General features: G+C 76.2%; 12 protein-coding genes, 1 tRNA gene and 2 pseudogenes. 7 read left to right on the top strand and 8 right to left on the bottom strand.

Features of this window, described 5'->3' with window-relative positions:
* Positions 1-3 precede the first annotated feature (3 nt).
* Positions 4-705, top strand: a pseudogene (locus tag ACQPX6_RS07265) (aminotransferase class III-fold pyridoxal phosphate-dependent enzyme); the annotation flags it as partial.
* A gap of 53 nt (positions 706-758) precedes the next feature.
* On the opposite strand, the gene ACQPX6_RS07260 reads toward ACQPX6_RS07265, so the two are convergent.
* Complete coding sequence (locus ACQPX6_RS07260) at positions 759-1,610, bottom strand: class I SAM-dependent methyltransferase (protein ID WP_433786514.1); 852 nt, start codon at positions 1,608-1,610, stop codon at positions 759-761.
* Positions 1,611-1,663: 53 nt separating this feature from the next.
* Between ACQPX6_RS07260 and ACQPX6_RS07255 the strand changes: the two genes are divergently transcribed.
* Complete coding sequence (locus tag ACQPX6_RS07255) at positions 1,664-2,284, top strand: PadR family transcriptional regulator (protein ID WP_433786512.1); 621 nt, start codon at positions 1,664-1,666, stop codon at positions 2,282-2,284.
* 18 nt (positions 2,285-2,302) lie between these two features.
* Here the strand turns inward: ACQPX6_RS07255 and ACQPX6_RS07250 are convergent.
* The 4 genes from ACQPX6_RS07250 to glp all read right to left on the bottom strand — a co-directional run bounded on the left by ACQPX6_RS07250 (position 2,303) and on the right by glp (position 5,729).
* A tRNA-Ala gene (locus ACQPX6_RS07250) sits at positions 2,303-2,375 on the bottom strand.
* 49 nt (positions 2,376-2,424) lie between these two features.
* On the bottom strand, positions 2,425-3,558 hold the full coding sequence (gene sepX / locus ACQPX6_RS07245) for a divisome protein SepX/GlpR (protein ID WP_433788209.1): 1,134 nt from the start codon (positions 3,556-3,558) through the stop codon (positions 2,425-2,427).
* 240 nt (positions 3,559-3,798) lie between these two features.
* Positions 3,799-4,470: a GNAT family N-acetyltransferase gene (locus ACQPX6_RS07240; RefSeq protein ID WP_433786510.1), complete on the bottom strand. Its 672-nt coding sequence runs from the start codon at positions 4,468-4,470 to the stop codon at positions 3,799-3,801.
* Between the two features lie 5 nt (positions 4,471-4,475).
* Positions 4,476-5,729 (bottom strand): molybdotransferase-like divisome protein Glp, encoded by a 1,254-nt coding sequence (gene glp / locus ACQPX6_RS07235; protein WP_433786508.1) that lies wholly within the window; start codon positions 5,727-5,729, stop codon positions 4,476-4,478.
* 113 nt (positions 5,730-5,842) lie between these two features.
* On the opposite strand from glp, the gene ACQPX6_RS07230 reads away from it, so the two are divergent.
* The 3 genes and pseudogenes from ACQPX6_RS07230 to ACQPX6_RS07220 form a co-directional block, all read left to right on the top strand.
* Positions 5,843-7,207 (top strand): UTP--glucose-1-phosphate uridylyltransferase, encoded by a 1,365-nt coding sequence (locus tag ACQPX6_RS07230; RefSeq protein ID WP_433786507.1) that lies wholly within the window; start codon positions 5,843-5,845, stop codon positions 7,205-7,207.
* Positions 7,204-7,800, top strand: coding sequence for a 5-formyltetrahydrofolate cyclo-ligase (locus tag ACQPX6_RS07225; RefSeq protein ID WP_433786505.1), 597 nt, complete (start codon positions 7,204-7,206; stop codon positions 7,798-7,800). Before ACQPX6_RS07230 ends, ACQPX6_RS07225 begins: the two co-directional genes overlap by 4 nt.
* Before the next feature lie 51 nt (positions 7,801-7,851).
* Positions 7,852-8,130, top strand: a pseudogene (locus ACQPX6_RS07220) (FmdB family zinc ribbon protein); the annotation flags it as partial.
* Positions 8,131-8,192: 62 nt separating this feature from the next.
* Here the strand turns inward: ACQPX6_RS07220 and ACQPX6_RS07215 are convergent.
* Together ACQPX6_RS07215 and ACQPX6_RS07210 are read right to left on the bottom strand one after the other, a co-directional pair.
* Positions 8,193-8,477, bottom strand: coding sequence for a hypothetical protein (locus ACQPX6_RS07215; RefSeq protein ID WP_433788424.1), 285 nt, complete (start codon positions 8,475-8,477; stop codon positions 8,193-8,195).
* A 149-nt stretch (positions 8,478-8,626) separates the two neighbouring features.
* Entirely contained in the window at positions 8,627-9,529 is a 903-nt protein-coding gene (locus ACQPX6_RS07210) for a DMT family transporter (protein ID WP_433786503.1), read from the bottom strand.
* Between the two features lie 225 nt (positions 9,530-9,754).
* Here ACQPX6_RS07210 and ACQPX6_RS07205 point away from each other — a divergent pair, with 225 nt between their 5' ends.
* On the top strand, positions 9,755-10,426 hold the full coding sequence (locus ACQPX6_RS07205) for an SAF domain-containing protein (RefSeq protein ID WP_433786501.1): 672 nt from the start codon (positions 9,755-9,757) through the stop codon (positions 10,424-10,426).
* A gap of 233 nt (positions 10,427-10,659) precedes the next feature.
* Here the strand turns inward: ACQPX6_RS07205 and ACQPX6_RS07200 are convergent, their stop codons facing one another.
* Positions 10,660-11,178, bottom strand: coding sequence for a MogA/MoaB family molybdenum cofactor biosynthesis protein (locus ACQPX6_RS07200; protein WP_433786500.1), 519 nt, complete (start codon positions 11,176-11,178; stop codon positions 10,660-10,662).
* 95 nt (positions 11,179-11,273) lie between these two features.
* Here ACQPX6_RS07200 and ACQPX6_RS07195 point away from each other — a divergent pair, with 95 nt between their 5' ends.
* Entirely contained in the window at positions 11,274-12,332 is a 1,059-nt protein-coding gene (locus ACQPX6_RS07195; protein ID WP_433786498.1) for an NAD-dependent epimerase/dehydratase family protein, read from the top strand.
* Positions 12,333-12,401 lie beyond the last annotated feature (69 nt).

The raw sequence follows: 12,401 nt of genomic DNA, 5'->3' as shown, positions 1-12,401 counted from the left end.
GGGATGCTCACCGGTGTGCCCCACGACCAGCACCTGATCCGGTACTCCGGCCGCGGCGACTTCTCCCCCGACGTCATCGCCCGGGCGTCCGGCAGCTCGGTGTTCACCACCGACGGCCGCGAGCTGCTCGACTTCACCTCCGGCCAGATGAGCGCGATCCTCGGGCCCTCCCACCCCGAGATCGTCGCGACCGTCCGCGACCAGGTCGCCCGGCTCGACCACCTGCACAGCGGCATGCTCAGCCCGCCGGTCCTCGAGCTGGCCGAGCGGCTGACCGCGACGCTGCCGGAGCCCCTGGACAAGGTCGTGTTCCTGACGACGGGCGCCGAGGCCAACGAGGCCGCGCTGCGCATGGCCAAGCTCATCACCGGTGGGTACGAGGTCGTGTCGTTCGCGCGGTCGTGGCACGGCATGACCCAGGCCGCGGCGAGCGCGACCTACGTCGCGGGCCGCACCGGCTACGGGCCGGCGGTCCCCGGCGGCGTCGCGCTGCCGGTGCCCGACCGCTTCCGCCCCGGCATCGTCGACGCCGACGGCGAGCTCGACTGGCGCCGCCAGCTCGACCTGGGCTTCGACCTCGTCGACGCCCAGTCGGTCGGCAGCCCCGCCGCGTGCCTCGTGGAGCCGATCCTGAGCTCGGGCGGGGTGGTCGACCTGCCGCCGGGCTACCTCGCGGCGCCGCGGGGTCGCGATCCTCGGCGAGGCCCTCGCGTCGGCGCCCGCCCGAGGAGCGCCCGGCCGAGGAGCGCCGGACGGCATCAGCGCCGGCGAGCCGTGACGACCCAGGTCGCCGACGCCAGCCCCACCCCGTCCGGGCCCTCGTGGGCCTCCAGGGTGGCGCGCAGCGCCGCGACCGCCCGCTCCCGCTCGCCGGGCGTCCGGCCGGCGAGCATCCAGCCGAGGAGCCCCAGGACGAACTCCTGCGCCTCCGCGGCGTCGCGTCCGTAGATCATCGGCGCGGTCCGGCCGTCGATCGCGACGTCGACGAAGCCGGCACCCGCGAGCAGGTCCCGCACGTGGTCGGGGTCGCTCAGCGAGAACGGGCCCGGGGTCCCGGGCGGCGGCGACGGGGGCGCCTGGCCGGCCAGGTCGCGGGCGAACGCGCCGATCCACTCGTTGCGCTCGGCGGGCTGCCAGGTGAGCAGGGTGAGCCGCCCGCCGGGGCGCAGGGCGCGGGCCAGGTTCGCGAAGGCCACGTCGGGGCGCCCGAAGAACATGGCACCGGTGCGGCTGATCACCGCGTCCAGCCCGGCCGTCGGGAACGGGTGGACCTGGGCGTCTGCCCGCGCGAACCGCGCGTTCGGCACGCCCTCGGCCGCCGCGAGGGTGCGGGCCAGGTCGATCATCCGCGAGGAGAAGTCGACCCCCAGGGCCTCCCCCGCCGGCGCCGCCCGGGCCGCGGCGCGGGTGGTCAGCCCGGTGCCGCACCCCACGTCCAGCACGCGGTCGTCAGGCCGGATCCCGGCCGCGGCGTGGAACGCCGGCTGGTGGTGCGCCAGCGCGGCGTCGAACCGCTCGGCGTGGGTCGCCCAGTAGCCACCCTCGGTGCCGTCCCAGGCCTCGGCCTGCGCGCGGTTGGTCGGGTCGACGGACGTCGTCACGGTGGTCATCGCGTTCTCCTGTACTCTCTTGGGGAGTATCAATGTCGTCCCAAGGGGAGTACGTGTCAAGCCCTCGCCTGACGAGCACGTCGTTCGCCGTCCTCGGGCTGCTCGCGGTGCGGTCCTGGAGCACCTACGAGCTGACCCAGCAGATGGACCGCAGCCTCGGGCGCATGTGGCCGCGCGCCGCGAGCAAGCTCTACGAGGAGCCGAAGAAGCTGGTCGCACTCGGCCTCGCGTCCGCCGCCACCGAGCCGGTCGGGCGCCGGCCGCGCACCGTCTACGCGATCACGGAGGAGGGCCGCGCCGCGCTCGCCACCTGGCTGGCCGAGCCCGGCGAGGGACCGGTCGTGGAGTTCGAGCAGCTGGTCAAGCTGAGCTTCGCCGAGCACGGCACGCGGGCGGACGCCCTGCGCACCGTCGCCGCCGCCCGCGCGTGGGCACGGGACCGCAACGTCGAGAACCTCGCCGCCGCGCGCGAGTACGCCGCCGGCGAGGGGCCGTACCAGGACCGCGCGGCCCAGGGGATGCTCGCCGGGGCGTTCTTCACCGACCTCTACGCCACGGTGGCGCGGTGGGCCGACTGGGCCGAGACGCAGATCGAGCGCTGGCCGGAGGATCCCGCCGAGGCCGTGGCCGACCCGGACGAACTGCGAGCCATCGCCCGACGGGCCGACTGGTGATCGCGGGAGAACACAGGGTGGAGCTGAGGGGAATCGAACCCCTGACCTACTCGATGCGAACGAGTCGCGCTACCAACTGCGCCACAGCCCCTGGTGCGACGCCACTCTAGCAACGTCGCGACCCGTCACCCGAGGGCGGGTCAGGCGCCCGCCGCCCGGCGGTAGCCGTAGCTGCGCTCGCCGTCGAGGTCGTGGAACGCCGGGTCGTCGTCGGTGTCGTCGACCAGCTCGAGGTCCTCGGGCACCTTCGGCGCGGGGGTGCGCGGGGCCGCCCAGCGCGGCGTCGCGTCGCGGTGGTCGACGCCGTAGCGGTCGTCGTCGAGGTCGTCGAGATCGTCGTCACGGAGGTCGTCCTCCTCGACGTCCGCGTCGATCCAGTCCTCGTCGCGCAGCGCGGCCATCCGCGCGTCGTGCTCGGCCTGGCGGGCCCGGCGGGCCTCCAGCGCGCGGCGCTCCCCGGACAGGCGCGCGGCCCGGCGGACGCGCACCTCCTCCTCGATGCGCGTCTGGCGGCGCAGGAAGACCAGGTAGCCGATCAGCACGACGTCGGCGACGGCGTGCAGCCACCACATCGCGCTCGACACGACCATCGCGGCCAGCGCCGAGAGCACCGCGACCGCGATCAGCCCGAGGGCCACGCGCTGGCGGAAGGCGTAGCGGGCGTGCGCCGCGGCCTCGGCGGCGTCCGGGTCGAAGCCACCGCGACCGGGGCGGTAGGGACGCAGCTCCCGGCCGACGGGCTCGTCGTCGCGGAGGTCGTCGGCGTCCTCGTAGTAGGCCTCGTCGTCGTCCTCGTCGTCGTCGTACTCGTCGTACTCGTCGTACTCGTCGTCGACCCGCTCGGCCTCGGGCGCGCGGCGCGGCAGGACCCGCTCGCGCCGGGGGCGCGGGGCCTCGCCGACCGCGACGACGCCGTCCGGCTCGTCCAGCTCGTCCAGCTCGTCCTCGTCGAGGTCGGCGTCGAGCTCGGCGTCGAGGTCGAGCTCGGCGTCGACGGCCTCGGGGGTCTCGTCGGCCCGCTCGGCCAGGGCCGTCGCGGTGCCGGCAGACACGGCCGTGGCGCCGCTCGGGGCTCCCGCCACCGCCGTGCGGTCGCCGCGCCCGTTCGTCGGGGTCGTGGTCACGGGGGCCTCCTCGATCAGGGGTGCTCCGGCCGTCCTCGGCAGCACACGTGCGCTCAGGTCCGCGTCCGCGTAGCGCGGGACCATCTGTCGGCGGCGGGCAACGACGGGGACGAGCACCACCAGCCACGCCAGGACCAGAGCCGCGAACACGACCGAGCTCGGCACCGCACACCTCCCACCCCGGGACGACCGCGACGCCCGGATCCGGTCGCCGCATGAGCCACGCTAGTCACACGAGCCCCGTGCGCCCCGCAGCCGCGACGGCGTGTCGTGCGCACGCGGTGACGAGATCCCTCCAGTAGGGGAACCCGTGGCCATCAGGTTTACGGGCCATAGCACTCGACCGGATGGTCTGCCACCCTCGACCTCTGGGCCATGTGGGTGGATGACTCACGCACGCTCGGCCCCTCCCGCCCGCAGCAGCCGCGCGACGAGGCCGTCGGGCAGGACGTCCTCCGTGGTCACGGCCAGGACGAGGTGGTCGCGCCAGTCGCCGTCGACCTCGAGGTAGCGGCGCAGCAGCCCCTCCTCGCGGAACCCGAGCTTGGCGAGCACCCGCCGGCTGCGCACGTTCTCGGGGCGCACCGTCGCCTCGATCCGGTGCAGGCCGACGCGGGCGAAGCAGTGGTCGACGGCCAGGGCGACGGCGGCGGTCGCCGCGCCGCCCCCGGCGACGTGCGCGCCGACCCAGTACCCGACGTAGGCCGAGAGCAGCGGCTCGCGCACGACGTTGCCGACGACGACCTGCCCCGCGAACTCGCCGTCGACGAGCAGCGCGAAGGGCAGCGCCTGGCCCGTGCGCCCCATCGAGCGCAGCGCGCTCCACCGCGCGGGCCACTCCGCGAGCGCGTTGCGGTCGGCCCACGGTCCGGGCAGCGTCGGCTCCCACGGCGCGAGGTGCTCCTCGTCGCGGCGGCGGATGCGCGCCCAGGCGGCGCCGTCGCGCAGGCGGATCGGGCGCAGCTCGACGACGCCGGCGGGGACGCGCAGCGCGCGGGTGCGCGCGGGCCAGCCCGGGTGCCGCCCGGTCGGCCGGGCCCCGCCCCAGGGGGAGCCGGACACGCGCGTCAGGTGCGCGGCGCGAGGAACGACACGCGCACCGCGGCGTCCATGCCCGCCTCGGTCGTGTCCTCGTCGAGCACGATCAGCGCGTTGGCCTCGGCCAGCGACGACAGCAGGTGGTCGCCCGAGTTGCCCAGCGGCTGGGCGAGGTAGTCGCCGGTGCGCCGGTCGCGCAGCAGGCGCCCGCGCACGTAGCTGCGGCGCCCGGCCGGCGAGCTGACCGGGGAGAGCAGGGACGCGGTGACCTCGCGCCGGTGCAGCTCCGGCTTGCCGAGGGTGAGGCGGATCAGCGGGCGCACGAGCACCTCGAACACCACGAGCGCCGACACCGGGTTCGCCGGCAGCAGGAACGTCGGGATCTCCTCGCGGCCGAGGCGCCCGAAGCCCTGCACGGACCCGGGGTGCATGGCCACGCGCGAGACGTCGACGGGCCCGAGCTGGGCGAGCGCGTCCTGGACGTCCTCCCCCACGCGCCCGCCGACGCCCCCGGCGAGCACGACGATCTCCGAGCGGGCCAGCGCCGACTCGACGGCCTCGCGCAGCGCCGTCGGCTCGGTGGACGTGATCGGCAGGCGCGTCACCTCGGCGCCCGCGTCGGCGGCGGCCGCGGCCAGCGCGTAGGAGTTGACGTCGGTGACCTGGCCGGTGCCCGGCGTGCGGTCCAGGTCGACGAGCTCGTCGCCGACGGCCATCACCGAGACGCGGGGGCGGGGGTGCACGAGCACCTTGGTGCGGCCCACGGCGGCGAGCAGCCCGACCTGCGCGGGCCCGACGGACGCGCCGCGGCGCACCGCGACGTCGCCGGGCGCCACGTCCTCGCCGACACGGCGCACCCAGGCCGCGGACGGGACGGGCGTCTTGACGGTCAGGCGCGCGCGGTGGCCGGTGCCCCGGCTGCCCGGGTCGTCGGCGGCGTCGGTGTGGTCGTGGGGGGCGACGGCGTCGGCGAGCGTGGGCAGCGGCGCGCCGGTGGCCACGCGCACCGCCTGGCCGGGCTGCAGCCGGTGCGCCTGCCGCGAGCCGACGGCGACCTCGCCGACCACCGGGAGCTCGACGGGCTCCTCGGCGGCGGCGCGGACGTCGACGCTGCGCACCGCGAAGCCGTCGACGGCGGCCTGGTCGAAGCCGGGCAGCGCCCGGTCGGCGACGACCTCCTCGGCGCACAGCAGCCCCTGCGCGGAGGAGATGTCCACCCGCACCGGCGCCGGGCGGACCGCGGCGTCGAGCACGCGACGCAGCTGGGCCTCGACCGTCCTCACCGCGATTCGCTCCACATGCTGGTCATCGTCCTACGCCGGGCGCGTCTCGGGAGGGACCGACGCGCCCGGGACCGTGGGTCGGCCCGGGACCGGTGACCGGGAAGATGGCCCGCATGTCCTCCTACGTCGACGCCGCCCTGGCCGCCCTGACCGAGCGGGACGCGCACCCGGCCGAGGTCGAGGCCTTCCGTCGCCGCCTCGAGCAGCTCGCCGAGCCGGACAGCGCCGTGGTGCCCGGCGACGCGCTGGAGCCGGTCCCCGACCTGCCGACGCTCGACGCCCTCGACGAGCCCTCGGACGCCGCGGCCCGCGACGCCCTCGACCGGCTCGCAGTGATCAAGCTCAACGGCGGGCTGGGCACGAGCATGGGCCTCGACGGGCCGAAGTCGCTACTGGAGATCAAGCCGGGCACGAGCTTCCTCGACGCCGTCGCCCGCCAGACCCTCGCGCTGCGCGAGCGGCACTCCGCGCGCCTGCCGCTGCTGCTCATGGACTCCGAGGGCACGCGCGGCCCGTCGCTGGAGGCGCTCCGACGCCACGAGGGCCTCGAGGACCCCGAGCTGCCCCTGGACTTCCTGCAGGGCTCCGAGCCCAAGCTGCGCGCCGACACGTGGGAGCCGGTGTCGTGGCCCGCCGACCCCCGCCTCGAGTGGTGCCCGCCCGGGCACGGTGACCTCTACACGGCGCTCGCCGCGTCCGGCGCGCTGGAGCGGCTGTTCGCGGCCGGGGTGCGGTGGGCGTTCGTGTCGAACTCCGACAACCTCGGCGCGATCCCCGACGTGCGCGTGGCGGCCTGGGTCGTCGCGCAGGAGGTGCCCTTCGCCCTCGAGGTGGCGCGCCGGACGGCGATGGACCGCAAGGGCGGGCACCTCGCCTCCCGCGACGGATCGCTGGTGCTGCGCGAGACCGCCCAGGTGCCCGAGGGCGACGACTCGTTCACCGACATCGAGCGCTTCAGCTGGTTCAACACCAACAACCTGTGGATCGACCTCGAGCACCTGCGGGCACTGCAGGCCGACGACGCCGCGGCGCCGTACCTGCCGTTGATCGTCAACCGGAAGACCGTCGACCCCACCGACAAGTCCTCGACGCCGGTGCTGCAGCTGGAGACCGCGATGGGCGCCGCGATCGGCTCGATCGACGGCGCCCGGGCGCTCGAGGTGCCGCGCACGCGCTTCGCGCCGGTGAAGACCACCGACGACCTGCTCGTCGCACGCTCGGACCTCTACGACCTCACCGACGACGGCCGCATGGTGCCGACGTGGTCCGGGGACGCGCCGGTGGTGAAGCTCGACGAGGCCTTCAAGATGCTCGGCGACTTCGAGCGCCGCTTCGCCGGCGGCGTCCCATCGCTGGCGGGCGCGTCGGCGCTGACCGTCGAGGGCGACGTGACCTTCGGCGCGCGCGTGACCGTGGAGGGCGAGGTCACCGTGCGCGGGCCCCGGCACGTCGAGGACGGCGAGGTGCTCGAGGGGTGAGGTCCAAGTCGGAGCTGCGCCGGTCGCTGCTGGCGGCGCGGCGGGAGCGCACCGGCGAGCAGCGCCGGGCCGACGCGGCGGCGCTGGCGGCGGGCCTGCCCGCGGTGCTCGAGGGGGTCCCCGACCCGGTCTGCCTCTTCGTCGCGGTCGGCGGCGAGCCCGGTGCCACGCCCGAGGGCGCGCTGCCGGTGCTCGACGCCGCCCTGGCCCTGGGCCGCCGGGTGCTCCTGCCCGTCACGGTCGGCGCCGCCCCGCTGGGCTGGGCGTCCTACACCGGCCGCGACGCCCTCGGCCCCGGCCCGCACGGGCTGCTCGAGCCGGTGGGTCCGCGCCTGGGCCCGGACGCCGTCGCCGACGTCGGGCTGATCGTGGTCCCGGCGCTGGCGGTCGACCACCGCGGCGTGCGCCTGGGGCGCGGCGGCGGGCACTACGACCGCACACTGCCCCTCGCCGGGCCGCACACCCGCCTCGTGGCCCTCGTGGACGACGACGGACTCGTCCCCGACCCCCTGCCGGTCGAGGCCCACGACGTCCCGGTGCACGCCGTCTGGCGCCCGGCGACGGGCCTGACCCCGCTCCCCCTCGCGGACTGACGCCCCGGATCGGGCGCAGTCCGACGTGATGGGCGGGATGGCGCACGGCGTGTGCCAGCGTGGCGGCCACGCTGGCGTTCAACGTCAGGGGAGCCCCCATCTCGATCGACCGGCGCGCCCGCTCGGCGGAACAGGCGTGACGCTCCCGGCGTTGGCACTCTCGCGTCGCGAGTGCCATCTACACTGCGCGCGGACATCACCGCCCCCACCACGGGGCGGACGACACCGGGAGTGGACGTGCCGACCTATCCCTACGCCTGCACCGCCTGCGATCACCGCTTCGAGCAGGTCCAGGCGTTCTCCGACCCTTCGCTGACCGAGTGCCCGGTGTGCGGCGGACGGCTGCGCAAGGTGTTCTCGTCGGTGGGGATCGTGTTCAAGGGCAGCGGCTTCTACCGGAACGACGCGCGGGCCGGCGCCAGTTCCTCGTCGGAGTCGTCGAGCTCGTCGGGCGAGTCGAAGGGCTCGTCGGACGGCGGGACGAAGACCGAGTCCGGGACCAAGAGCGAGTCCGGCACGAAGAGCGAGTCGGGCTCCACCGCGGCGTCCTCGGGATCGGGTACCTCGAGCTCGTCCGGGTCCTCGAGCTCCTCCGGATCGACCGGGTCGTCGGGCTCGTCCGCGAAGTCGGCCTGAGTCGCGAGGGGTGGTCCGGGACGCCGACCCCGAGCCGGCATCCCGGACCTCTCGGCGCCCACCCGCTCCCCAGCGGCCGGCACCGTTCCTCGCACCCTGTTTGACGGCCGAGCGGCCCAGAAGTTGCGGCATCTGCGCGACGTCACCCGGTCGGGTGACACGGGGCAGGTTTCGAGCGCAGGACCGCCGGTCAGAGCGGTCGACGCCGCGCCTTGCCGGCGGACCCCGACGTTCCCCGCGGCCCGCCCTCCTGGGCCGCCAGCAGCGGCGAGCGCGACAGCAGGAACACCCCGACCGTCAGCAGCACGGCTCCGGCGAACCCGCCGATGAGGGCGAAGCCCCCGTTGACCTCCTCGCCGAGCAGGGCGACGCCCCAGAACGACGCCAGCAGCGGGTTGCCCAGGATCAGGCCCGGCTGCGACGCGAGCAGGCGCCCGGCGCGCAGGGCGTGCTGCAGCGTGAGGAACGCCGCCGGCGCGACGGGGATCAGCAGGTAGCTCTGCCAGGTCAGCAGGACCGCGCCGAGTCCGCCCTCGGCCAGCGCCTCGGTCATCGCCTTGACGATCACGGCCACGAACCCCGAGCCGATGCCCGCGGCGATGCCGTACCACGCGGCCTGCCCGACAGGCCGGGAGCGCTGGGCGACCGAGGTGCAGAGTCCCAGGAGGCCCAGGGTCACGATCGTGCCCGGGACCCACACGAGCCACCCGGCGCCCAGGGCGTCGCCACCGCTGGGCTGCAGGCTCACGAGCAGGACGACCAGCCCGACCGACATGATCCCGACGGCGATCCACTCGCGGCGACGCAGCGCCCCGCCGAGCACGAACCAGCCCAGGAGCAGCGTGAACGGCAGCTCCATGACCAGCACGGGCTGGACGAGGGCGATCGACCCGAGACTCAGCGCGATCACCTGCAGGGTGAGGGCCACCGCGAAGACCGACGTGCCGACGAGCCAGGCCGGGCGCTGGACCATATCGCGCAACGTGCCGGCGCTGACCCCGCGGGCCCGGGCGCTGTCCTGCGCGGCCTTGCGCTGCAGGACGAGGGCCGTGGCGTTGCCGATGGTGGCCAGCAGCACGAGCACCACCGCCATGCCTGCGCCCGCCCCCGACCCTCTCGGTTCCCGACATCCGGCGATCTCCGGGCCGCAAACTACCGCTCACCGCGGCACCGGCGTCCCGCCGGTCCGTTGCCCGCGATCGGTGCCGTCCACACCGACCCGTTGCTGCTCTCGCCCTGTCCCCATCGTCCGGATGCGTCCACAGGGCCGCAGGCCGACCCGTGACCGGCCCGCCCGCGCCGCCCTAGCGTCATCGACGTGGGTGCAGACGAGCCGGGACGCGGGCCGAGGCGGCGGTGGCGTCTCCCGCCGCCGGGCTGGCGGCGGGTGGTGGCGCTGCGCCGGGCCGCGGCGGGGCTGCTGGTGCTCGTGGCCCTCGGGCTCCTGGCCGCGCCCGGGGTGGCGCCGGCCGGGACGCCGGTGCTCGTCGCGGCGCGCGACCTCGCGCCGGGGGTCGCCCTCGCGCCCGCCGACGTGGTGGTGCGCACGCTGCCCGCGGAGGCGGTGCCGGGCGGGGCGCTCGCCGACCCGGCGGGGGTCACCGGGCGTCAGGTGGTCGGCGGGGTGCGGGCCGGCGAGGCGCTGACCGACGTGCGGCTGCTCGGTCCCGCGGCGGCGGTCGCCGCGGCCGGGGTGCCCGACGCGGCCGGGGTGCCCGTGCGGCTCGCGGACGCGGGCGTGGCGGCGCTGCTCGCGCCCGGGGCGCGCGTCGACCTCGTGGGGGCGGCCGGGCCGGGCTCCGCGGTGGCGGCGACCGCGGACCCCGACCCGGTCGTGCTGGCGTCGGGCGCGGTCGTGCTCGCCGTGCTGCCCGCTCCCGACCGGACGGCCGGGTCCGGGCCCGTCGTGGTCGTCGCTCTGCCCGCGGGCCTCGCCGCGCGGGTGGCGACGGCCTCGCTGCGGGAGGAGGTCACCGTGACGCTGCGCTGAGCCGCGGGGGTGGGACCGTCAGGGTCGGTCGTGGTGGGGCGGGCGCTCGGCCTCGTACCGGCGGCGGGCGTCGTCGCGGCCGCCGCCGTCCTCGCCGGGCTCGCGCTCGTCGGCCGAGGTCACCGGGTCGTCGCCGAAGACCGCCGCGCGCCGGGCCGCCCGGCGCCGGGCCTCGTCCCGCTCGGCCTGCTCGTCGCGCCCGTCGGGCCGATCGGACCCGTCGGGCCCGGCGGTCAGTGCTCCTCCATCCCGGAGAGCTCGGCGATGACGTGCGAGATCAGCGGGGTGAGCGTCGCCATGCCGTCGCGCACGGCGGCGCGCGAGGACGCGAGGTTCACGACGAGGGTGCTGCCCGAGACGCCGACGAGCCCGCGGGAGAGGCCCGCGTCGACCGCGCCGGCGGCCAGGCCGGAGGCGCGGATGGCCTCGGCGATCCCGGGGATGGGGCGGTCGAGGACGCCGGTGGTGGCGTCGGCGGTGACGGCGCGCGGCGAGACGCCGGTGCCGCCGACGGTGACCACGAGGTCCACGCCGCCGATCACCGCGGTGTTGAGGGCGTTGCGGATCGCCACCGCCTCGCCCGGCACCACGATCGTGCCGTCCACGACCAGCCCGGCCTCCCCGAGGAGCTCGGTGACCAGCGGGCCGATCGTGTCCGAGGACTCGCCCCGGCTCACCCGGTCGTCGACGACGACGACGAGTGCCCGTCCCAACAACTCCTCCTCGCCGCCGTGCAGCGGCCGGTTCTCCATGCCGCCCAACGTAGTGGGGACGGGTCACCCTCCGTGCAGCGGAGCGGAGCTGCCCGTCCGCGCCGCCGGTGGCCCCGGTGGCTAGCGTGCGGAGCGTGCGCGTACTCCTCACGGGTGGGGCCGGGTTCATCGGCTCGCACATCGCCGACCTCCTCGCCGAGCGGGGCCACACGCCCGTGCTGCTCGACGCCCTGCTGCCCCAGGCGCACGCGGCCGGCAAGGCCCCGCCGTGGCTCGACCGCTACGAGCTCGTGCACGGCGACGTCCGCGACGCCGAGCTGCTCGACCGCCTGCTGCCGCAGGTCGACACCGTGTGCCACCAGGCGGCGATGGTCGGCCACGGCGTCGACCCGGACGACGCGCCGGGCTTCGTCGAGAACAACGACCTCGCCACCGCGGTGCTGCTGGCCGCGATGTACCGCTCGGGGCACCGCGAGCTGGTCATGGCGAGCTCGATGGTGGTTTACGGCGAGGGCCGCTACTCGTGCCCGGAGCACGGGGTCGTCCCGGCGCCCGCGCGCACGCAGGCCGACGTCGACGCCGGGCGCTACGACCTGCCCTGCCCGCACTGCGGCCGCGACCTCGCCGGCGAGCTGATCCCCGAGGACGCGCCGCTGGAGCCCCGCAGCACCTACGCCGCGACCAAGCTCGCGCAGGAGCACCTCGCGGTGGCGTGGGCGCGGGCGACCGGCGGGCGGGTGTGGGCGATGCGCTACCACAACGTCTACGGCCCGCGGATGCCCCAGAACACCCCGTACGCGGGCGTCGCGTCGATCTTCCGGTCGTCGCTGGAGCGCGGCGAGGCCCCGAGCGTCATGGAGGACGGGCGCCAGCGGCGCGACTTCGTGCACGTCACCGACGTGGCCGAGGCCAACGTCGCCGCCCTCGAGACGCCGGCTGCGGAAGCCCGCTGCGTCCCGCTCAACGTGTGCTCGGGCGAGGTGCGCACGATCGGCGACCTGGCCACGACGCTCGCCGAGGCCATGAGCGGGCCGGCGCCACAGGTCGTCGGGGGTGCCCGGCCCGGCGACGTCCGCCACGTCACCGCCGACCCCGCGCGCGCCACCGAGCTCCTCGGCTTCCGCGCGCGCACCCGCTTCGCCGAGGGCATCGCGGCCTTCGCCACCGACCCGCTGCGCGACGCCGTCGGCTGACGCCGACCGGAGCGAACGGGGAGTTCGTACGCCGAGAAGCAGTGAACGGCGGGTTCGTTGCGGGTGGGG

Source organism: Actinomycetospora sp. CA-101289, from assembly GCF_050955895.1.
GTDB lineage: Bacteria > Actinomycetota > Actinomycetes > Mycobacteriales > Pseudonocardiaceae > Actinomycetospora.
The sequence above is the reverse complement of the archived record's forward strand: the minus strand, read 5'-3'. Positions and strand labels throughout refer to the sequence as shown.